The organism is Dyadobacter sp. SRI_021 (genome assembly GCF_057586235.1).
Window position 1 is genome coordinate 159,989 of the sequence record NZ_JBYCZM010000002.1, and the last position, 20,940, is coordinate 180,928.

The 20,940-nt window shown below is 51.4% G+C and carries 24 protein-coding genes; 8 read left to right on the top strand and 16 right to left on the bottom strand.

Annotation, left to right across the window (positions count from 1 at the left end; genetic code table 11):
* The first annotated feature begins 48 nt into the window (after positions 1 to 48).
* Positions 49 to 582 (top strand): DinB family protein, encoded by a 534-nt coding sequence (locus tag AC2YIT_RS06000; protein ID WP_430847385.1) that lies wholly within the window; start codon positions 49 to 51, stop codon positions 580 to 582.
* A 6-nt stretch (positions 583 to 588) separates the two neighbouring features.
* The gene (locus AC2YIT_RS06005) at positions 589 to 1,431 is read left to right on the top strand and encodes an alpha/beta fold hydrolase (RefSeq protein WP_487278577.1); all 843 of its coding nucleotides are present in this window, start codon (positions 589 to 591) and stop codon (positions 1,429 to 1,431) included.
* Between the two features lie 24 nt (positions 1,432 to 1,455).
* Here AC2YIT_RS06005 and AC2YIT_RS06010 read toward each other — a convergent pair whose 3' ends face one another.
* From AC2YIT_RS06010 to AC2YIT_RS06030, 5 genes are read right to left on the bottom strand one after another with little or no spacing between them, the layout of a single operon-like run.
* Positions 1,456 to 1,932 (bottom strand): hypothetical protein, encoded by a 477-nt coding sequence (locus tag AC2YIT_RS06010; protein ID WP_487278578.1) that lies wholly within the window; start codon positions 1,930 to 1,932, stop codon positions 1,456 to 1,458.
* Positions 1,932 to 2,477 carry a hypothetical protein gene (locus AC2YIT_RS06015; protein ID WP_487278579.1) on the bottom strand — a complete coding sequence of 182 codons (546 nt, stop codon included), beginning with the start codon at positions 2,475 to 2,477 and terminating at the stop codon, positions 1,932 to 1,934. The genes AC2YIT_RS06010 and AC2YIT_RS06015 overlap by 1 nt, the downstream gene beginning before the upstream one ends.
* Positions 2,474 to 5,203 (bottom strand): hypothetical protein, encoded by a 2,730-nt coding sequence (locus tag AC2YIT_RS06020; protein ID WP_487278580.1) that lies wholly within the window; start codon positions 5,201 to 5,203, stop codon positions 2,474 to 2,476. The genes AC2YIT_RS06015 and AC2YIT_RS06020 overlap by 4 nt, the downstream gene beginning before the upstream one ends.
* Positions 5,196 to 5,978, bottom strand: coding sequence for a hypothetical protein (locus AC2YIT_RS06025; RefSeq protein WP_487278581.1), 783 nt, complete (start codon positions 5,976 to 5,978; stop codon positions 5,196 to 5,198). Before AC2YIT_RS06025 ends, AC2YIT_RS06020 begins: the two co-directional genes overlap by 8 nt.
* A gap of 8 nt (positions 5,979 to 5,986) precedes the next feature.
* A complete protein-coding gene (locus AC2YIT_RS06030) occupies positions 5,987 to 6,553 on the bottom strand; it encodes a hypothetical protein (protein WP_487278582.1) in 567 nt (188 codons plus the stop codon).
* 259 nt (positions 6,554 to 6,812) lie between these two features.
* On the opposite strand from AC2YIT_RS06030, the gene AC2YIT_RS06035 reads away from it, so the two are divergent.
* Entirely contained in the window at positions 6,813 to 7,493 is a 681-nt protein-coding gene (locus AC2YIT_RS06035) for a metal-dependent hydrolase (protein WP_487278583.1), read from the top strand.
* A 165-nt stretch (positions 7,494 to 7,658) separates the two neighbouring features.
* Here the strand turns inward: AC2YIT_RS06035 and AC2YIT_RS06040 are convergent, their stop codons facing one another.
* Genes AC2YIT_RS06040 through AC2YIT_RS06060 form a run of 5 tightly spaced genes read right to left on the bottom strand, consistent with a single transcriptional unit; the run spans position 7,659 to position 11,673 of the window.
* A complete protein-coding gene (locus AC2YIT_RS06040) occupies positions 7,659 to 8,426 on the bottom strand; it encodes a LytR/AlgR family response regulator transcription factor (RefSeq protein WP_430847401.1) in 768 nt (255 codons plus the stop codon).
* A complete protein-coding gene (locus AC2YIT_RS06045) occupies positions 8,407 to 9,426 on the bottom strand; it encodes a sensor histidine kinase (protein WP_487278584.1) in 1,020 nt (339 codons plus the stop codon). The genes AC2YIT_RS06040 and AC2YIT_RS06045 overlap by 20 nt, the downstream gene beginning before the upstream one ends.
* A gap of 18 nt (positions 9,427 to 9,444) precedes the next feature.
* On the bottom strand, positions 9,445 to 9,918 hold the full coding sequence (locus AC2YIT_RS06050) for a hypothetical protein (protein ID WP_430847405.1): 474 nt from the start codon (positions 9,916 to 9,918) through the stop codon (positions 9,445 to 9,447).
* An 8-nt stretch (positions 9,919 to 9,926) separates the two neighbouring features.
* Positions 9,927 to 10,697, bottom strand: coding sequence for a DUF1223 domain-containing protein (locus AC2YIT_RS06055; protein ID WP_430847407.1), 771 nt, complete (start codon positions 10,695 to 10,697; stop codon positions 9,927 to 9,929).
* A gap of 31 nt (positions 10,698 to 10,728) precedes the next feature.
* Positions 10,729 to 11,673: a heme-binding domain-containing protein gene (locus AC2YIT_RS06060; protein ID WP_430847409.1), complete on the bottom strand. Its 945-nt coding sequence runs from the start codon at positions 11,671 to 11,673 to the stop codon at positions 10,729 to 10,731.
* Between the two features lie 551 nt (positions 11,674 to 12,224).
* On the opposite strand from AC2YIT_RS06060, the gene AC2YIT_RS06065 reads away from it, so the two are divergent.
* Positions 12,225 to 12,677 carry an organic hydroperoxide resistance protein gene (locus AC2YIT_RS06065; protein WP_487278585.1) on the top strand — a complete coding sequence of 151 codons (453 nt, stop codon included), beginning with the start codon at positions 12,225 to 12,227 and terminating at the stop codon, positions 12,675 to 12,677.
* 68 nt (positions 12,678 to 12,745) lie between these two features.
* Here AC2YIT_RS06065 and AC2YIT_RS06070 read toward each other — a convergent pair whose 3' ends face one another.
* The gene (locus AC2YIT_RS06070) at positions 12,746 to 13,672 is read right to left on the bottom strand and encodes a LysR family transcriptional regulator (protein ID WP_430847413.1); all 927 of its coding nucleotides are present in this window, start codon (positions 13,670 to 13,672) and stop codon (positions 12,746 to 12,748) included.
* 100 nt (positions 13,673 to 13,772) lie between these two features.
* On the opposite strand from AC2YIT_RS06070, the gene AC2YIT_RS06075 reads away from it, so the two are divergent.
* Genes AC2YIT_RS06075 through AC2YIT_RS06085 form a run of 3 tightly spaced genes read left to right on the top strand, consistent with a single transcriptional unit; the run spans position 13,773 to position 15,744 of the window.
* Positions 13,773 to 14,396 carry an NAD(P)H-dependent oxidoreductase gene (locus AC2YIT_RS06075; RefSeq protein WP_487278586.1) on the top strand — a complete coding sequence of 208 codons (624 nt, stop codon included), beginning with the start codon at positions 13,773 to 13,775 and terminating at the stop codon, positions 14,394 to 14,396.
* Positions 14,397 to 14,399: 3 nt separating this feature from the next.
* Positions 14,400 to 14,693: a putative quinol monooxygenase gene (locus AC2YIT_RS06080; protein WP_487278587.1), complete on the top strand. Its 294-nt coding sequence runs from the start codon at positions 14,400 to 14,402 to the stop codon at positions 14,691 to 14,693.
* Between the two features lie 4 nt (positions 14,694 to 14,697).
* Complete coding sequence (locus tag AC2YIT_RS06085; RefSeq protein WP_487278588.1) at positions 14,698 to 15,744, top strand: SDR family oxidoreductase; 1,047 nt, start codon at positions 14,698 to 14,700, stop codon at positions 15,742 to 15,744.
* Here AC2YIT_RS06085 and AC2YIT_RS06090 read toward each other — a convergent pair.
* The 5 genes from AC2YIT_RS06090 to AC2YIT_RS06110 all read right to left on the bottom strand — a co-directional run bounded on the left by AC2YIT_RS06090 (position 15,741) and on the right by AC2YIT_RS06110 (position 20,159).
* Complete coding sequence (locus tag AC2YIT_RS06090) at positions 15,741 to 16,172, bottom strand: SRPBCC family protein (RefSeq protein WP_430847422.1); 432 nt, start codon at positions 16,170 to 16,172, stop codon at positions 15,741 to 15,743. The genes AC2YIT_RS06085 and AC2YIT_RS06090 overlap by 4 nt on opposite strands.
* Positions 16,173 to 16,192: 20 nt before the next feature.
* Entirely contained in the window at positions 16,193 to 16,525 is a 333-nt protein-coding gene (locus AC2YIT_RS06095) for an ArsR/SmtB family transcription factor (RefSeq protein ID WP_487278589.1), read from the bottom strand.
* 146 nt (positions 16,526 to 16,671) lie between these two features.
* Positions 16,672 to 19,077 (bottom strand): TonB-dependent receptor, encoded by a 2,406-nt coding sequence (locus AC2YIT_RS06100; RefSeq protein ID WP_487278590.1) that lies wholly within the window; start codon positions 19,075 to 19,077, stop codon positions 16,672 to 16,674.
* A gap of 174 nt (positions 19,078 to 19,251) precedes the next feature.
* The gene (locus tag AC2YIT_RS06105; protein WP_487278591.1) at positions 19,252 to 19,476 is read right to left on the bottom strand and encodes a hypothetical protein; all 225 of its coding nucleotides are present in this window, start codon (positions 19,474 to 19,476) and stop codon (positions 19,252 to 19,254) included.
* A 95-nt stretch (positions 19,477 to 19,571) separates the two neighbouring features.
* Positions 19,572 to 20,159, bottom strand: a complete 588-nt coding sequence (locus tag AC2YIT_RS06110) for a hypothetical protein (protein ID WP_487278592.1) — start codon at positions 20,157 to 20,159, stop codon at positions 19,572 to 19,574.
* Positions 20,160 to 20,430: 271 nt separating this feature from the next.
* Here AC2YIT_RS06110 and AC2YIT_RS06115 point away from each other — a divergent pair, with 271 nt between their 5' ends.
* The gene (locus tag AC2YIT_RS06115) at positions 20,431 to 20,883 is read left to right on the top strand and encodes a response regulator (protein ID WP_487278593.1); all 453 of its coding nucleotides are present in this window, start codon (positions 20,431 to 20,433) and stop codon (positions 20,881 to 20,883) included.
* The last annotated feature ends 57 nt before the right edge of the window (positions 20,884 to 20,940 follow it).

A 20,940-nucleotide genomic window follows, 5' to 3' on the forward strand; every position in this document is an offset into this window, starting at 1 on the left:
TACCGGCGATTGGGTTAGGTTTGTAAGATCATCAGCACATCTTAAAACATGAGAGTTAAGGACTATCACCACACCATCGATATCTGGCTCCGATCGCTGGAACCCTACGATATTGCCAGACTGCTGGCCCAGCCGGGGCCGGGCGCGTGGTCGCTGGGCCAGGTTTATATGCACATCCTGGACGAGACGGAGTTTTATTTCAGCCAGATTAAAGTCTGCCTGGCGTCGAACGACCACGCGATGGAAGACTGTACATCGGAAGCGAAGGCCATGCTGCGCAATAATGCTTTTCCCGATGCGATCCTCGAAGGGCCGCCTTCCAATGCATTTGTCAGGCAACCCGCCAGCAAGCAATCGCTGATCGACCGGCTGTTGCAACTGAAAACGATTGTCGCGGAAACCGACCTGTTGATCGCACAAAGCCTGTTTCACGGTAAGGCGAAACATCCGGGCTTGCATTATCTGTGTGCTGAGGAATGGTTTCAATTTTCAGAAATGCATTTCAGGCATCATTTGCGGCAGAAAGCGAGAATAGAATCGTTTTTGGAACGTACATTTGGCAAGTACGAGCCTCAAACCTGATTTGAAATGAAACTGAACTTCCTGATCCTCTGCTGCTGGCTGGCTTGCGCAAATGCGTATGCGCAGACTAGGCCGGACACGGCGCTACTAGGCCACAATCCGCAAGCAGGCCACTTTGCCGACTTGCGGGGTGTGAAACTGTACTATGAAGTGTACGGCTCCGGCAAGCCAGTTCTGTTTATCCATGGCAACGGAGGCTCGATGCGCGATTTCAAGCATCAGCTCCATGCATTTGCGAAGTCCTATAAAGTGATTTTGGTCGACAGCCGGGCGCAGGGCAGATCGGAGGATAAGAGCGACTCATTGTCTTACGAAATGATGGCCGACGATCTGCATGCATTGCTACAACATCTCAAAATCGACTCCTGCAATGTAGTAGGGTGGAGCGACGGCGGAATCAATGCATTGTTGCTGGCCTTACGTCACCCGGAGAAAGTGCGGAAACTGGCCGCGACCGGCGCAAATCTCTGGCCGGACTCCACGGCATTGGACCCGTGGCTGTATAAAAAGATCCTGGAATGGGATGCCGATCTGACTAAACAAATGGTCGACCCTGTCAAACGCAATCAGCGAAAGCTCATGCATCTGATGGCCGTCCAGCCGAATATTACACTTGAACAATTGCACAAAGTACGCTGCCCGTCGCTCATTATCGGAGGCGACCATGATGTGATCATCCCCGAACACACGGTGCAGATCGCAAGGGCCATTCCGAAGTCCTATCTCTGGATCCTGCCTAATTCGGGGCATTCGACACTGGTGCATTACGCCTCAGATTTCAATCGCATTACGATGGCGTTTTTCGAAAAGCCGTTTCGGGCGATACGGGAAGAGCGGATGTTTGAGTAGCGCCTCCATTATACCCGACGATCCTCACAACCCCGAAATCGTGTAAGTCACGGTCGTCGTGTAGGTTTTTACCGGCAGCATCACAGAGAGTCCTTCAATTTTGTATTGAATGGGAATGTTGTCGCGGTTGGCGGTCAGGTTGAGGAGGCCGCTGAAAAAGGCCTGCGGAGTGCTGGTGAGTTGTATGTAGGTGGTGCCGCCCGTGAGGATGGCAATGCCCGTGCCGTTGCCGGTCCGCTGGACCGATAGTTTAAGAGACGAATCCCAGTTGGAAGTTGCACTGAGATGCGCGGTGATAGACCATGCGAGGACCGCATTTACTTTCAGGAGGGTCTGCGAGGCGCTGCTGGTTTCGATATGCTCATAATTTTTCCCGGCTTTCGTGATCGTCGACGACAGCGACGGAATAGACCACGTCGTTCCGCTATTGATCGAAATCGTTTGCGCGGAAACGGCGAGAGCTGCAAAGCCCGCCATGAAGAAGGCAATCACGTATTTCATCAGTTGTCGACCATGGTGTAACGCACCGTCACGTTCGATGTGCCGCTGCGGATATTGGCATAGTTCTGTATTTCGAGCGAATAAGTCAGCTGGAAACCATTGCTCCCATAGGTAATGCCGGTGTAGGCACCCTTGATATTATCGATGAAACTAACCGGGGTATTGGTCAGGTATTTATTAGCAGTAACGTAGCTGTTTCCTCCCGTGAAACCCAATCCGGGGCCCACGTACGCGGACACGTCCAGGCGCAGCCGGATGCCCGCGGGCAATGTTCCCACCACATCGCCCTTAATACTCCGCGAACCTCCGCTGGTGACGGCCGAGGTGAATATGAGCCAGTTGGTATTATTGGAAGAGCCGCTGCCGACGGTGTTACCTGCTTCGGTCGGGGCAGTCATCTGCAGGGTAACGCTGTTGGAACCCGACGGCAGGATATCTACCAGGGCCACAGACGGCATGGAAATGCTCACGTCCACGTTCGCGACGACCTGCGCGTACGAGGCCAGGCCGGACAAAACACCATATATGAGCATGATATACTTCATTTTTTGACAGATACTTCAAAATTTCTTTCCGAAAAATGGATCCGTTTCTCGTTCGGTCTGATCCGGAACGTGACGTCGAGGGTCTTGTCAGTTTCTACCGTGAGCTGGCGGTTACTGTCTTCAACGACGAAGCGGTCCTGACTACCGGGGATGAATACCGATATTTCCCAGGTTCCCGGCCGTATTTCCCGGAACGAAAATTCGCCTTTGTCGTTCAGTTCGGTGAGGTAACTGCCGTTTTCGCCATGGAGCTTGACCAGTACCGTCGGCTTTTCGGTCAGTACCGACGACAAGCCATTTTGTTTTGCCTTTAAAAATTCGATCCGGCCTGCGATGCTGCCGGTGCGTGTCAGGGGAATTTCTACTACGCTAAGGCTATCGGGGCGCACATTTACCAGCATAGGCATGCGTACTGCGGGCACGACGCCTTCGCTGGCCGATTCGTTTTGGGTAATGCTAAGGTAATATTGGTCGGGAGCTACACCATTGAATATGAACGTGCCGGTGCTGTCCGTCATAAACTTGTGGCTGCCGAGCTGTATGAGATTGCCCTGCTTGCGGTAGCCGAAACCGGTGAGCTGGCCCTTTACGGTGCCGATATTCCTTTTCCGTCCGAGCGGAACGTTCAGCCGCAATGCATATTTGATATTGAAAAACAGCGTGTTCTGGTCGGTATTGCCTGGGTTGGGAATATAGGAGCGGCCGCCGGAGAATGAGAAAACATGTCTTTTCAGATCCAGCACGGCTGAAACGTCCACAAAACTCCTTCGCACGTACAGCTCATCGGGGGCATAATTGTTCCGATAGAGGAAGCTCGCATACAGATTTGTCTTGATATTGATCCGCGCATTACCGCCGTAAAAGAACAAGTTTTCGACCGCGCCGGAGGTCGAAAATTTACTCGTATGCTGGTGCTCGAAGTATCCACCGACCCAAATCCACGGAAAAAGCCGGACGACCGGCTGCACCTGATTTGAAAACGACTCGTTCCGGCCATTGCCGTCGGGCGCGAGGTGGTTTTTGGAGTAACCATAACGCCCCTGGTAAAAGAGGGTGAACTTCGGCGAGGTGAGGTTGTAGGAGAAATTGCTGAAATTCTCGGAGTAATGGAATGCTGCGGGCTGCTGCCGGTCCTTGCGTTCGGCTTTGGAATAGAACAGAAAAAAGCGGTTGCGCTGGTCGGGTTGAAAGGAAATGTAGCCGATATAGCTGCGGTCTTTCGGTGAAACGCTGTACAGGTTGGCGTCGAGGCCAGGGTTTACGTCGGAAAAATTGTTACTGGCTCCGATGGTCAGTTTGCGGGTAATATTGAAACCGATGTTGTTGTTGAACAGCCGGCTGTTATTGTAAAAACCATAGAAATCCTTGCCCGCGTAGATGACATTGCTCGTAACGCTGACCCACTTTTTGGCTAACTGGAGGCGCAAAAATGCCCCGTAATCGGTTTTGCCGATTGCCTGGCCAAGGCTCACTTCGCTTTCCAGGCTGAATTCCTTCTTGTGTACGTTCGTGGCCAGGCCCGCCATGTGCGACCAGAAACGCCTGTCATGAAAAAAAACATTTTTAGAAGCATAGTGCACCCCGACATTGGCCGACTCGCTGAATTTGTATAAAAACTTGCCTCCGAACGAATCTTTCTGGTTCATGAAAAACCGGGCTTTCTGGTAAAATACCGTGTAGGCTGATTTTTTAAAGTGTTGTTCCAAACGCAGCCCGCGCCCGAAACGGCCGAATTCCATCAGGTTGTTAAGCTGCAAAACATAATCGCCCGCGGAGACGAACAGACGCTTGCGCCAGGCGTAGTCGAGGGAATACTGGTCGTAGGTACCCACTGCGGGGAACACAAACTGGTTGGGACCGCGGACGATGAAGTCGATATAATGGCGCTCTTTCTGGTCGATAAACCCCTTGCCGGAGGCCTGATACTGGTATGCGGTAACCTGCCTGCCTCCGTAGCGATACGACAAATATCCACCGCCTACTTCCACCGGGAAGCGGAAGTAGCGGTCGATCTTTCTGACTTTGGAGGAAAAAACGGGTATGGTTGTGACGGAATACACCGGTTCTGCGATGCCGGTCATCATCACCGAAAGGTTCGACGACGCTTGCCATGCATTGTTGTCGGTAATCGGAATGATTTGCGTGACGGTCACGTGGGTACTGGCTCCGGGTTCGAGGGTAAGGCTGTCTGCTGCTTGCTCGATCTTGCCGCGTTCGGATTTCAAATGGAATTTTTCGGCATTGTTGCCCGCGTTACGAACCATGTAAGTAAGCCGGAGTGTGTCTCCTTCGCGGACAAATTCGGGTTGCGTCACCACGAAGAGCTCCACGTTACGGATTTGGCCAATGGTGAGCGGTACTTGAGTGACGATTTCCTGCCCATTTGCATGCACCAGGAACTTCACCAGATAATCGCCGGAAGCGGATCCTGCGGGGGGCCCGATCACATAAAAATAACGCACGTGCAGATCACTGGCGGTCCTTACCGGACGTCGCTGGGAAAGAAGCCGCCATTTTTCCGGCAGCTGTATTTCTTCCCGCAGCGAATCAGGCAGGGGTGAGGTAGATTTTACATCAAAAAACAAAGTAATATGCCCGCCCGGAACAACCTTGTCCGGCACATTGGCCAGACCGACAGTCACAGGCGTTTGCCCGTAACCACGCAGTCCTGCCAGTAAAAACAATATGGCGATAAGCCGGTACAATGAGAGAGGAGGATTATTCAATCTGTAAAGAAATGTTCGAACCGAACAGGTCTTTTTGGGTGTCGGCGATGATCACGCAGTCGTACCTGCCTTTCGGCACGTCGGTAATGGGTATCTCAAAGGTGTTGCAATTGCCCGGGTAAAGCATCCGGGTGTTGGGCTGCGTGGTTTTGAGTTTGTTACCGTTGCTGTCGTAAACTTCAAGGATGACATTCGTACGTGCGCCGTACGCCCCGTTGTTCTTCAGTACGACTTTCAGAACCGAATGGTCGGCAGAAACCTTTTCGTAGATGACCTTTTCATAGGACAGGGGCGGCCCTTCCACCGGCCCGATGTCCACGATCACCTGAATGGCATAACGTACTTTTGAATTGACCTGAACACCGCTGTGCGTTTCTTCCCGCACAGGATCGGCTACTTCCACCATAATCACCTCCCAGTAAGTGCCCGGCTGGCGGTTCGGATCGGCCTCGATCGTGTACCGCACGTCGTACTCTTCTTTGGTGGCTATCACCCGCTCGTCGACATTCGTTTTCAGTCCTGTCCCGAGTGACCTGCCGTGACTGCCGATTTCCGGGTAAGCGGCCTGCTGGTCGCATTGCGAAACGAGGTCCTGCCGGTATATCAATATACGGGAGTCTTTCCCGCCGTCATTTTTGACCTTGATGGCCCCCTGGACCTTCGTAGCGGGTGTCGGAATGCTATGATTATGTGTCAATCCATTCAAGATCACTACTGATGCCCGCGTGTATCCGGGCATCAGTAGCATCATGCTGAGTAAGGCAATCCATTTCATTCAGAATCCTAGTTATCAGCGAGCGTGTAGGTCACTGTAACGTTCGTCGAGCCCGAGCGCAGGTTCGCGTAGTTGGCATCGGCAGCTACAAAAGTATAGGTAAGCTGGTGCCCGCTGGTCGCTCCCGAAGCCGTATATGCGCTTCCGATGTCGGAAATGAGCGTCTGGTCCGTTGTCGAAAGGTTGAAACCGGCGGTTGGCGTGCCCAATGTCCCCGCACCACCGGCAGCGGCGGCGGCTACTAGGTGAATATCCACCCCGTCGACCAATGCACTGGCTTTTACGTTTACTTTCTTGGTGGTAGCTCCCGCCTGGATCGACGTGTAGTTCAGCCATATGGTGCTGTTGGCAGCAGGTGCCAGGATCTTTTCGCCAGCTTCATCATTAGTCGGTTTGGTAAAGCTGGCTGTGAAATTTCTGGTTGCGGCAGTTTCAAGGTCAAGCAAAGCTACGACAGGTACAACCACGGAAATCTGATGGTTGTCGGTTTGTGTGTCCTGCGCCACTGCGCGGCCCGAGAGGCCAGTCAACATCACCACAAACATGAACGAAAGAAGGGAAAAACGTTTTTTCATAATCATGAAAGAATTAGATAGTGAATTTTAATCCGCACGGTAAAATGCTCACGAATGTAGAAGTACTTTTACAAATTTCCAATAAAAGCGGGGAAATTTTTCCCCGCAAATCGCTGTATTAGAATACCTTCGGTTACATGTGCCCGATTTGATCGGAATGGACGATTAAGCATGTCTTATCTTTCACATACTTTTTTTGTGCCGGCATCATTTTGACAGCTCCGGGGACAGCAGTATTATTACATTAAAAACTGAAACGATGAAAGTAACCTATTATGGCCACTCCTGTTTTTCCGTAGTTGCGGGAGGCAAAACGATCCTGTTCGATCCCTTCATTTCTGGCAACGAACTGGCGAAAGGCATTAATCCTGACGACATTCGGGTGGATTATATTTTTGTTTCGCATGGACATTTCGATCACTCGCACGATGTGGTGAAGATTGCCAATAACAACGATGCGATGGTGGTGGGTAGCTGGGAGCTCTATACGCATTTTGGTGCGCAGGGCGTGAAGAATGTACACCCGCTGAATCCGGGCGGCAAATGGACGTTCGATTTCGGAACTGCGAAAGGTACGGCAGCCGTGCATTCGAGCAGTTTCCAGGATGGTAGCTATGCCGGTGTGGCAGAGGGCTTTGCATTCAAGACCGAAGATGGGAACTTTTATTACAGCGGTGATACCGCGCTGACGCTCGATATGTCACTCATTCCGAAATGGACGAAACTGGATTTTGCGGCATTGCCGATAGGGGATGTGCTTACGATGGGAATCGAAGACGCCATCGAGGCGGCCAGATTGCTCGGCGTGACCCAGGTGCTGGGCGTACATTACGATACCTTCGGTTTTATCAAAGTTGATAAGGCTGCGGCGATCAGCGCGTTTGCGGATGCGGGCCTGACGCTGCACTTACCGGGAATAGGGGAGACCATCACGATCTGAGTGGGCCGGGTGCATTTTTAATTCATTTTTAATTACACCGCCTGCTTCTTAACGATATATTTCGACCACAATAACAATTGCATCAAGTGCGGTTATTGCTATTGAGTTATGTAGTTGAAAATCCATTGGCCATATGTTCAATGGATTTTTCTTTTTTCTGCTCAGCTAGCGGTTTTCGAGCCAGCTGAGGAAATGGCTGACTTTTTCTTTCCCTATCAGCAGCTTTTCGGGCGTCGGAATGGTAAGTTTGATAAAAAGTTTCCGCGAAAAATAATGCTCTACCTCTTTCACCGCATCGAAATTGACCAGGTACTGGCGGTTGAGCCTGTAAAATTGTGACGGCGACACCATACCCTGCACTTCCTCCAGCGGTTGCGTGATGGTGTAATCCTGGTTGTCGAATGTACGCAGCCAGGTGGTTTCATTGTGAATGTAAAAGAAGGCGATCGTCTCGGTTTTGATTGTAATGTATTTGTTTTGCCTGAACACGAGGAAGCTTTTCTTCCCTTCGGGCTCGCCGAGTCTTTTCAAAAGCAATTCCAGCTCCGGTACCAGCGGTTTTTCGGTGGAGAAATAGCTTTTTAACTGGTTTAATTTATTGAGTGCTCCTTCAATATGCTCTTTTTTAAAGGGTTTGAGCAGATAATCGATCCCATTGGCCTTGAATGCCTCGATCGCATAATGGTCGTATGCCGTGCAGAAAATCACCGGCGGTACCACTTTTACCGATTCGAAGATTTCGAAACAAAGACCATCCGAAAGCTGGATATCCATGAATATCAGGTCGGGTTGGGGCATTTCGGTGAGATAGGAAACAGCCCGCTCCACGCTCTGGATTGTAGCCACGACTTCGGCTTCCGGCCGGAGGGTGGTGATCAGCTGAGCCAGCGACCGGGCCGTTTTGATTTCGTCTTCAATGATTACGATTTTCATGAATAAGCGGCAGTTTGACCCTGAAATATTCCTGGTCGTTTTCGATTTGTACTTTTTGGTTCAGCAGGTGAAAATACCGCCGGTTGATATTGTCGAGCCCTACTTCCGTGGAATGCTCGGGGTTTTTCTTCAATTGCAGCGGATTCTCGACGATCAGCAGGCCACTCTCTTCATATATCGTAATGTGGAGCGGCTTGTCGAGCGAAACGACATTGTGCTTGATGCAGTTCTCGACGAGTAGTTGCAGGGTAAATGGGGGTATCCATGTCAGGTAAACGTCCTCCGGGATCCGGTATTCCAGCTCGATGCCCTCTTCGAACCGTGCTTTCAGCAAATACATATACGCGTCGAGTATTTCGATCTCTTCCGAAAGGCTGATCAGGTCGTGTTTTCTATTTTCGAGGGTAAACCGGTAGAAATCAGATAGTTTTAGTATGAAATCGACGCTGTTCCTGTCTTCCAGTTCCACCATGGATTTCAGGGTACTGAGGCTGTTGAAGAGAAAGTGCGGGTTGACCTGTTGTTTCAGCAGTTCATACTGGGCACCGAGGTTATCGGCTTTGCTGCGTTCGAGTTCGAGGATCACTTGCTGGTTGCGATGGGTCTGGTAAAGCAAATGCAACAGCATATAGAAGATCAGGTTGATCATAATCCCACGCACTTCGAACATCAGCACCACCGGGCCGAAGTCCAGCGACGGGATCGCCAGGTTCTGTGCACCTACCATCAGGAACATAAGCACTATGCCAATGGCAATGCTTCGGAACAGCAGCGGGTACGAAAAGCCCGAGGATGAATGCCCCCTCGTGAATTTGGGCAGCGAGTAGATATTGAAATACCACACAAACAACGTGAACGAGGTGGTGATCAACGCGCTGGTAATTGCCTCGAAAGCATTGGGATGCTTCTCGGCTATTTTGGGAACGGTGGTGAGTATGCCCAGCGACACGGAACTCAGCCAGACGATTACCGCCGAAACCCTGAATGTCTTTTGTACCATGATTGTTCGTGAACCGGTTTACGGGAAAACAGAGGCCCGTTGGGCAAATATAAAACTAATCCGCTCTGCATCGCTTGAAACGGCACTTTTGCCGTTTTTCTGAACCGGATTTTCGAACGTGTAGTCGACAACAGGTCCCGATTCGCCGGCGGAAACGACTACCGTCTCCACCGACTGCAATCCGCCATTGATATCACTGCCAAACCAGAGCGGATTTTCTTTCAGATCCCACGTCACAAGCTTGAAGACTTCGCCGGGCGCCGCCGCGCCGGGCGTATGTGCGTTGCGCTCCTTACCAGCGTGTGCGAGGGCATCGTCGTTGCCATACAGCACCGAAATCGTGCGGGTGCGGTCGTTATGGAAGGAGGTGATCACGTGCAGGCCATGGTCGTCGAAGATGGTTTCGGGAGCAGGGACGAGCTTGCGTTGCTCCTGGCAGCCGGTCAGTGTCAATGCAGCTACGGAAATGAGTATCAGAATGAGGCTTTTCATGGGGGTGCTTAGCTATTTTGTTTGAAACCAGGACGGTTAGCGGCGATAATGGCGCCCGTTTGCGTGTTTTGCAGGAAAGTAATTACTTCCCATTCGGTCGGGTTGAAGCCTTCGGGGAGGTTCAAGGCCACATTACCGCCGGCCGCCGCCGGAAAGCTTTGAATGCGACGGACGATCTGTACGTGAGGCAATAATCTGCCCGCATTCTCGCCCCGTTTCACCATCGTATGCGCTACTTTTTGCACCAACGCGACCTGCAATACGGTGCCTCGGGCGGCATTTGATGCCTGGTATGTGAGTTTCAGCTTTCCGGCTTCGACTTGTGCTTCCGCATTCAGCTGCGCCGGGGCAGATGAGTTCATTTCGGTATTCAGGGCTCGTCTGAGCGTTTCCTCCTGTGAGCCGATTAGCTCATGTTTGCCGTTCACGACTACCTGCGGCGTGTAAACCGTTTCGAGGTTGAGCCAATTAGCATATTGGTATTGCCGCTTCGTAAAGTCTTTCTCGCTGAACACATCCCTCCAACCCTGGTGGTTCCAGTAATCGACGTGGAATGCGAGGATGTAAACCGGCTTGCCCGCATTCTCTTCCTGGATTTTCGCAAGGAGCTTGTCGGCCGGCGGGCAGCTCGAACAGCCCTCGGAGGTGAAGAGTTCTACGACGGCAAAGCCCTTGTTGGCCGTGTTGTCGGTGGTTTTGGAATTTGTATTTAAATCAAAAGCCATAACGGATAATGAAAGGCCAAGTGAAAGAAGAAGCGAGGTGATGATGGTTTTCATGATTTTGAATAATTAAATGAGTCCACTGTTGTTACTTTCCAACCGCCCGTGTCGGAATATCGAACACGAACCCGGTCCCCTTTGCCAGCTGATGGCAGTTGATGCAATTCGTCGCGAAAGCTGCTGTCTTGCCATAAGGCTTCAAATCGAGGCCGTTGAACCTTGCGAATCCCCAGCCCTCGGTGGCGGCGAACTTTTTGGCATCGCGGACCATGATCTGGATGTTGTTGAAATTACCGGGTTTTACATTGCCGTCGGCGTCGGGCGCCTGGCTGTTCCATACGACTTTTACAATCACCGCGCCATCGGGCCAGGGACGGATCTGGTCTTGTTCCAGCGCTTTTACGGCTACGTCGTTTCCATAAATAATGCGGGAAGTGCCGTTATCAGGGCGGCCGGTAGTACTAATGACTTTCCAGTTTTTGTAATCGTCAAAATATGCGATGCCGTTGATAGACGTTGGCGTATGCGATACCTGGGGCTTTTCAACGATCGCAGCAGTATCGCCGGCGGCATAATGCTTGCGGGAAATGCCGGTGACATAGTTTTTCAGGATCGTGAGCTCGGCGGGCGTCACTTTGGCCGATGGGTGCGCGGCGGTGTATTCGGGCAAGGGCATCCGGCCGGCGTCGATCATATTGACAATGTACCAGAGCTTGCCTTCCTGATCGGCTTTTGGAATACTGTCCCATTCCGAAAAATTGAACCGTTTGCGGGCTTCCTTCACATCTGCGGCAACTTTGTAGGAAAACGGCGCGATTTTATCGTACCAGCGCAGGTTGCTTTCGTTGGAGTGGCAATCATAGCAGGAGCGTTTCAGAATGCGGGTTACTTCCTCCGGTCCGTGAAATTCCGACGTTACCGGCGGGTTTTCAACTTTCGGGCTGTTGACCTGCAATACAACAAAACCTGTGAATAACAAGCCCGCAAGGAGTGCGGCGACGTTGCGGTATCTGTGGTTTTTAAGGGCGTTCATAGCGGTTTGTTTTTTTCCAAAATTAGAATGGGAGACTGCCGTGCGGAATTGGAATCGGGGTGAGTTGGACAGATTCGGGGGTGAAATGGACAGGGGCGGCGGCGGTCAGGTGTGGTCGTTCAGCGCTGGAAGCGCGGGCGCAAATCTCATGATTTGTGCATACTATTCGCAGGCCTCCGGCCGGTCAGTAAAGCTTTTACATTTTGCGGTACCGACCGGCCGGAGGCCTGCGAATATTTAGTCACGAAGGTAGGCCTTCGCGCCATTTCGCCTACACTTGACAATACCTGACTACTCTTGACAATACTTGACTCCCCTTGACCATACCTGACAAAAAAGAGGAGGGCGTTGGCGAGATGACGCCGCGGAATGTCCACTTCGGCCATCAATGCGCCCGGTTGGGGTGTTTTGCACTGTCCGTTGCGAAGGGGTTGTAGTCTATTTGTATCAGAAATCGCAGCTGAAATGGCGTTTTCGAGTTGAGTTACCAACTATTATCAGACTACAAAATCAATTTAGAAACAACCGCACCGGCGATCCGGTCAAAAATCATGGAAACAATAGAAATCACCCAGGCAGCAGGTACTACCATCATTGATAAAGTACTTTATACAGGCAAAACCCACACCTCGGGCGGCCGGGACGGCGCTTCCCGCAGTTCGGATGGGAATCTTGACATTCAGTTGTCGTCGCCAGGCTCTCACGGGGCCGGTACCAACCCGGAACAACTTTTTGCAGCCGGTTGGTCGGCATGTTTTATCGGGGCGATGGGAATCGCCGCCGCGAAGAAAAAGATCACATTGCCGGAAGGTACGGCCGTGGATGCCGAGGTGGATCTGGGCCTTACCAAAACCGAATATTTCCTCCAAGCGCGCCTGAATGTGAGCCTGCCCGGCCTCGACGAGGATACCGCCCGTGCTTTGATCGAATCGGCGCACCAGACTTGTCCATACTCCAAAGCGACACGGGGAAATATCAACGTTACCATTAATGCGCTTATTTAAAGGGTAGTGCAGCACTTCATCAGCTCCCCGTCGGACAAGTCCGGCGGGGATTTTTGGTTTCATCGAGCCTAAGCCGGCGTGCCCACTGCTTCCGGGGCTTTCCATTTACTTACAAACAAGTCCTGCAATTGCTCGATTTCTTTCTGATAAATGGTCTTTTTCCTTGTACCAAAATACAATGTGTTTTCCAGGGGCGTATGGCCTTCCCATACGAGCTGGATCTGCCCGGCTTCGATGGCTTCCACACACAGGAAATGCGGGACGATCGAGAAGCCTTCGCCGTCGCTGAGGCAGCGGATGATGGAGCAAATGTTAGGTACGATGTAATTGGGGCGGAAATCCGGGTGCTGGTCGAAGTTTTTGAGCCAGAAATTCTTCAAATGCTCCATATCGGCCGCGGTGCTGTACCAGATCTGCTGTTTGAGCCAGTTGGCGGCTTCAGATTTATTGGGCTGCGCGAACAAATCGATCAGCGGGTCGATGTCTGTCTGGCCGCCAGCTATGAGCACGATCCTTTCTTTTGAAAATGGTTTGTATTGCAAATTCTGCTGCTGGCCCTGCTGCGGCGTTACGATCAGGTCGAGCAGACCATTGTCGAGGTCCTGCTGCATTTGAGGATATTCCCCGAATTTGATAATGAGGTTGAACGGCAGTGAGGCAATATGCTCTTCCAGCGTGTACTGGAAGGTTTCGAAGCACATCCCGACGCTGATCGTCGGCCGCTCGGATTTGGAGCTTTTGTGAAAATGCTGCTCCACGGCTTCCAACTTCCGGAGCGGGTCTAGTACGAAGTTATACAACACCTTCCCCTTTTCGGTAGGCACCATTTTCCGCGGCGACCGGTCGAAAAGTTTGTGCCCCGTGTAGGCTTCCAGGGAGTTTAAATGCAGACTTACGCCCGGTTGTGATATAAAAAGCTCCTGGGCCGCTGCCGAGAGCGTCCCCGTCTCATAGATCGCTTTGAAAGTACGGAGCCATTCCAGATTGAGTACCATAATCTATCTATAATTTTTGTAATACAAATATACAATTTAAGTTATTTTGATAATGCATTTGGCTGCCGGAAATTTGTAACATCAAAATCAAAACAACGCAATGAAAAAGATATTTGTCATTAACGGCGGCCAGCATTTCGCGCATTCCGGAGGAAAGTTCAACCACACGCTGACAGGGTTGGACCAGTCCTATTTTACACCAGAAAACGGCTTTGAGCTACAAGTAACGGACATTAACCAGCCCTACGATCCGGACGAGGAAGTGAAGAAATTCGTATGGGCGGATGTGGTCGTGTACCACACGCCGGTATGGTGGTTCTCGATGCCTTATAAATTGAAAGAATACATCGACACCGTGTTCACAGCCGGGCATCGCAAGGGCATTTATCGCAGCGATGGCCGCAAAAACGAGAATCCGGATATCAATTATGGCACAGGCGGCATGCTGCACGGCCGGAAATACATGCTTACCACTACCTGGAATGCACCCGAAACCGCATTTACACTACCCGGCGAGTTCTTCCGTAAGCATTCGGTAGACCAGGGGGTGATGTTCGGTTTCCACCGCATGAATGCATTTACAGGGATGGAGCCGCTGCGGAGCATGCATTTCCACGACCTCGAAAAGAATGCAACACCGGAGCGTATCGAGGATTACAAAAATCAATACCTGGCGCATTTGGCCGGTGTGTTCAGCAATCTGGAAATCGAAACCGCAGCTTAACCTATGGCAATCTATCTTACCGCCGTCATTGAAAGCCAAACAGCGCACCGCGACGAGGTCCGCGCAGCGCTCCTGAACATGGTAACCGAATCCCGGAAGGAACCGGCTTGTCTGCAATACGATCTGTATCAGGACGAAAACAATCCGAATGTATTTGTATTCCAGGAAATATGGGAAAGTCGTGAAGGATTGGATGCCCATAATGCGCAGCCTTACATCCGGGCATTTGGGGCATTGCTGGAAAAACTGGAAACGAATCCGCAAATCTATCTGACACAACCCCTTGACCGCGCCTGATCCCATGGAAAATCTGAAAACTGCATTGGTAGTCGGGGCGAGCGGTGTTATCGGAAAGAACCTGACGGCCTACTTGCAATCGCTGTCCGGCTGGAAGGTGATCGGCACGTCGAGAAAGCCGCTGCCGGGCAATGTCGAGACCATCGCGGTCGATTTGCTCGACGAAGCGGATGTAGCCATCCAGTTCGCGACGCTGGATCATGTGACGCACGTTTTTTACACGGCCTACCAGGACAAACCTACCTGGGCCGAATTGGTACCGCCTAATATGTCCATGTTCCGGAATGTCGTGGAAACCATCGAAAGGGTATCCCCTAAACTCGAACACATTAGTTTTATGCAAGGTTATAAAGTGTACGGTGCGCACCTGGGCCCGTTCAGGACGCCCGCACGGGAAGATGACCCGCCGATAATGCTTCCCGAGTTCATGACTGAGCAGCAGCGGTACATAAGCGCCGTGCAGCAAGGGAAGGCATGGAGCTGGTCGGCGATCCGGCCGTCGGTGGTGGGCGGCTTTGTCCCAGGTAACCCGCTCAATCTGGTGTCACTGATCGCGGTTTACGCGTCGATTTCTAAGGAGTTGAATGTTCCGTTCCGGTTTCCGGGCAAACCCGGCGCCTATCATCCGCTTATCGAACTGACCGACGCGGACTTGCTTGCCAAAGCCACCGTGTGGGCTGCGACTACGCCGGCCGCAGCCAATCAGGCATTTAACATTAATAACGGAGATTTGTTTCGCTGGGAGGAAATGTGGCCGAAGATCGGCCGGTACTTCGGACTCGAAACCGCCCCGCCCGTACAACTCCCGCTCGCGGAGGTTATGCGCGACAAGGCGCCCGTGTGGGAAGCGCTCCGCGAGCGCCACGGATTGCAGTTCGGATATGAAGCATTGTCCGCCTGGCCGTTCGGGGATTTTGTATTCTCCTGGGACTACGATTTTCTCGCAGACGGGTCGAAGGCCAGGCGGCTCGGTTTTCACGAATATGCGGATACCGAACAGATGTTCTACCGCATATTCGATCAATTGCGCGAGGAAAAAGTGATTCCTTAACCTTCCTGCTCCACAAATTCGGCCAGGCTTTTACCGATAATGTGCGTCCAGCCGGCAGAAAAGCTCTGCAATCCGAAATCGGCGTGGTCTTTCGGGAAGGTGTGTAAGCCCTTATGTGTAAGGCGCAGGCGGGTCTTATCGCCTTCGGGAATGAGCTCGAAGCTCACCTCGGAATCGCCGGGATAATCGGCGTAGCGCCATGAATAGGCGAGTTTACGCTGGGGATCCGCCTCTGTGACCTTGCAGAGATGGCGGTATTGCCTCTCCTCGCTCCCGGCAGTGAACTCAAATTCGAAGCCGGGCTCCGCCTTAAAATCCGGAATATCGAAATACCACTTTTTCATCTGGCCTGCATCGGTCAGGGCTCGCCACACGCGCGCAGGCGGGGCATTCAGGACTCTTTCTAAAACAAAAGGTTCAAAAGCCATCGTTGTTATGGGGTTAAAGTTTAGAGATTTTCATCGGAAGGGTTCTCATCCAGGAAGCGTTCGAGCGCGTCCAGCTTGTCGTTCCAGAACTCCCGATAGGTATTGGCCCACTCAGAAACCTGTTTGAGACCTTTCAGGTCGGCTTGGCAGAAGGTTTCGCGGCCGCGGGTTTGCACCACCACGAGTCCGCATTCGGTCAGGATGCGGATATGCTTCGCGACAGCCGGCCTGCTCATGGTAAAATGGTCGGCGACTTTGTTCAGATTGAGCGACCGCCGGGCCAGCAAACCGATGATCTCCCGGCGGGTGGGGTCTGAAATAGCCTGAAAAACATCGCGCCGCGTCTGGTTCATAATAGGTATTAAGTAAAAAATAAAAATGGAAACCGTATGGTTTCCAAATATAAATGAAACCGTACGGTTTCCAAAAAAATACCCGGATTTTTTTACAAAACCCGGGCTTCACCCCATTCCGTCCGATTTAGTAATGCTGCTGAACCTTAATTATTCCCCTCGCCAGCTTTCTTATCATCATTGCTGATCCGTTTTTTCTGACGTTGATTGCCTGAAATCTGTCCGAATTCATATTTGAGGTTGAGGCGCCAGCCGCGACGGTACATCGCTACGTCCTGCGTTTGCACGAAATTTGGGCCGACGAAGTCGTTTTTCCAACGTATTCTCTGATTGAACGGATTGTCATAGCCAAACCCGATCGTCCCTTTCTTTTTCAGCACTTCTTTTTGTAATACAATATTATAGAAGCCGAAGCCGCCGTAGCTGCCCTGAAGGTTCACGCGCGGTGAATTGTAAAACCCGAAAAGCTGCGCTTTAATGCCTTTGCCGAAATCAATGGTCGAGTTCAGATTGATGCGGTACATCCAGTCGGCATTGCGGGTTTTGAGCTCGGCGCTTTCCAGTACATTATAGAAGAGGTTGAGCGAGCCGTTGACCGACCATTGCTTCATGATTTTAGTATTGGCGCTCAAGTTGAGGCCATAAGCGGAGTTCTGCGCGACATTCTGGAAAATCTGTTTCAGAACGCCCGAACTGTCGACGGTACTAATACTCTCGATCGCATTATTGGTCTGGCGCAGGAAAAATGACGCATTAATGCTCGTCTGCTTGATCGATACGCTGTAATTCGCTTCCACCGAGTGCGTCAGCTCGGGTTTCAGATACGGGTTACCCCCGTACTGGTTTTTAGAATCGGCCTGGTTCACATAGGGATTGAGGTAAAAGAACTGAGGCCGCTGAATGCGCTGGGTGTAGCTCACACGCACCTGCTGGTTCTTTTTGAGGCTCCGTGACAGGCTCACGCTCGGGATGAGGTTGCCGTAATTGTTGGAAAAAGAAGCCGTGCCGTTCAGGAAATTGGCTTGGATGAATGTGTGCTCGTAACGCGCACCGAGGTTAATGCCCCATTTGTTCCTGGGCGTGCGGTTGTAAACCAGATAGGCGGAGGTGACCTGCTGGCCATAGTCGAACACATTAGCCTGTTCCGGCATGTCGTGGAAATCGTTGGAGCCGTCGATGGCGCTGGATATGCGATAATCACTCAGTATTTTGCGAAAAATCGTTTTGGTGCCCGTTTCCAGGGTGCTGACGCTGTCGAGCGGATTGGTGAAATCCAGCTGGATCGTCCCTTCCTTGTTATTACTGATGTTGTAGCTCTTTTCGCGGTAGTACACGGCATTGCTGCGGTTTTGGAGATCGGAGTCGTAGTCGCTGTCCTCGCCTTCGAAGGAATACATCATCAGCAGGGTCAGCTCCTTTTTTGGTTTTTTGAACAAACGGGTATAGTCGAAGTTGACTGTGGCGCCCTGCCAGTCGTAGGTCCGGCGCATATCGCGCTGAAAATACTGTCGGGAAACGCCCAGGCTGGTCTCGTCGAAAGTAATATCGAAATAATTGGTGTTGATACCATTATAATAGTTGATACCGGTGCCGACACGATTGAGCGAGTCGATGTCCCAGTCGGCATTGAAGGATCCGTAAAAGTTCTTGCCGCGGCCACGGATCCATTGCAGCTGGTCCTGGTTGGTAATGGTATCGGCATTGGTAAAAGTGCGCAGCTGCTGCATATACCGCTTGTTTTTCCAATTGCTGAAACCACCGTTCGCAGAGAGTGTCAGGCCTTTGTTCCGGTGGCTGATACTTGCATTAGGCCAGTTGTTCCATTGGCCAAAATTGGGGCTGATGGAGCCGTTGGTGCCCTTGAGGGTATTCTTTTTGGTGATAATATTGATAATACCCGCGGTTCCCTCCGCGTCGTATTTGGCAGAAGGAGAAGTGATTACCTCCACCTGCTTGATAATATCGGCCGGGATTTGCTTCAATGCCTCGGAAACACTGCGTGCAACTACATTGGAAGGCTTGTTGTTGATCAGTACCTTGATATTGCCGCTGCCGCGCAGCTGTACATTGCCTTCAATGTCCACCGCAATGGACGGGATTTTCTTCAAAACATCGGTGGCATCGCCGCCTTTAATGCTAATGTCTTTTTCGGCATTGTAGACCATCCTGTCGGATCGCTCTTCGAACAGCGCCTTCTGCTCACTGACCGTTACTTCTTTCAGATTTTGTGCCGCGGAGGCCAGTTTGATAATGCCCAGCTCGACATCCTCCTTGTCGGCGTGTACCGGACCGAGAGTTTTGGTCGTATAGCCAAGCAGTGAAGCCTGCACGATGTAGACGCCCGGCGTTACTTTGGCGAATGTAAACCGGCCTTTGGCATCAGCTGTGACGCCTTCGGTGATCTTGCCGTCTTTCAGCAATGCTACCGTGGCAAACTCTACCGGTTTACTAGCCGTGGAATCCATCAGGAGGCCCGAAATACGCACATGCTGCGCGGAAACGAAATTCAGGGTGAGGGCCAGAATGGCCAGGGCGAGTAGGGGTGTTTTCATACATGGCTAATTAACGACTGTTCGATCTGCATCGCCGGGCCGCCGGACCGCGGACCGTGGAGCGAATGCAATGCAATGACGACCAAGTTCCCGAAACGTTGCACGGGAAAAAATAAAAAGGCCCGGATGGGCCTTTAAGAGTCTGTTAATCAGTCGTAAAAAGGTGGCTTTTGATCAGGCCTTTTGCGCATTGAACGGCGTCTGGTCGTATCGCACCTCTTCTGCCAGCCTGGAAATATAGGGAATGCCCTCGCGTTCGTAGGCGGCGATCTGGGCGCTGTTGAGGCGGATCGCAAAGTCATACAAACCAGCCCCTCCGCACACCACCGAAAGGATGTAATCTCCGGGGTGCTGTTCAGAAAAAGTGTAATTCCAGGCTTCCTTGGCTAATTCTTTCATGTAAAAAAAGCGTTATGCGGGGCCAAATATACGTTAAAGAAAGGACAGCACGTCGCCCAACGTGCTGCCTTGTTTTCATGGTTATAGTGGTGTTATTATAGTGGTGTTTCAGTGTATTTTCCTTTCGGGATCTTGTTGATAACCGCTTCGGAATATCCCGTTGGCAGGTGTCCGCCCGGTAGCCACAAGCTGTTGGCGCCCATTTCGTTGCCCGATGGAACGCGTACGTTCAATGCCTTCGGGTCGGGGATCGATATTCGCACCATTTCCTGACCTTTCCAGCTGCCGGCCGGTATACCGAGTTCTGTTTCGATCTTGCTGATATCCTTGCCTGTTTTGGTGAGCATGGCGTCCATTTCGGCTCTTGTCATCACAAACTGCGTATTGTCGGGGTAGCCAAGGGTGTCGCGACCGTATTTATCCAATGATGATTTGGTGACCAGGTAGGTGGCTCCGTTGGTGAATTGCGCCAGATGGAAATCGATGTATTTCTGGTCGAGGTAAACCGACGGATCGGGCCGCTGGCCTTTGGCGATGTCGAGTACTTTTTGGGAAGACCATCCTTCTTTCCAGGAGTCTTCTAATTTAATGGTCTCAGGGGCTTTCTCATCGTCGTCGCTACACGAGAAGGACACGGCTGCCATGAGCATGAACAGCCACAAATGGAGGAGATTTTTCTTCATTGAAATAGTGTTGGCTAAATGTTGTAGCCGCAAGTATACTGAAAACTTAATTACTTCTACTTTTTGGATTGGCTATTTTGAAGAAATTCTACAAATTAATTGAATTATGCTGCACTTGCGGTAAAAGACCGTCCAAAATTTTCCCTATCACCACAATTCCCGGGCAAGACGGAACACACTTTTCTCTATTTTATCTCAATCAGGGGTCTGCTTGCGGTGCGACAGTCGTGGAATGAATTTTGCAGCTTACACCTAACCGGAAGCTTAGCCAATGCACCGTTTTACTTGGTTTGGCGAGCCATTAGCATTTATCTGTAAACTGATGATACCCGAAAACATTTCGATTCTACTGGTGGACGACGATGTCGACGATCAGGAGATCTTCCTGCTGACCATGCAGGACACAGGCGCGGACGTAGAATGCGAATTTGCATGCGACGGCATCCAGGCGCTGGAAAAGCTCGGCGGTGGCGGCTATCAGCCCCATCTGATCTTTATCGATATCAATATGCCCAAGATGAACGGGATGGAGTTGCTCGTAGAGTTAAAGCGGAACCCCAGGCTGATAAAGATTCCGATATATATGTATTCGACCTCCGACCAAAAGGAAATCGTGACGAAATGCATGGAACTGGGGGCCTCCGGTTTTATGAAGAAAAGTCCGGATATCGAGGAGATGCGGCGAGACTTCTCTCAATTGATCGACAGCCGTATAGCTTCCTGATCCTCCGATAATACAAGGTGGAATTCGCGGTCGGAAATCGGCCTAATTGCTATGTAG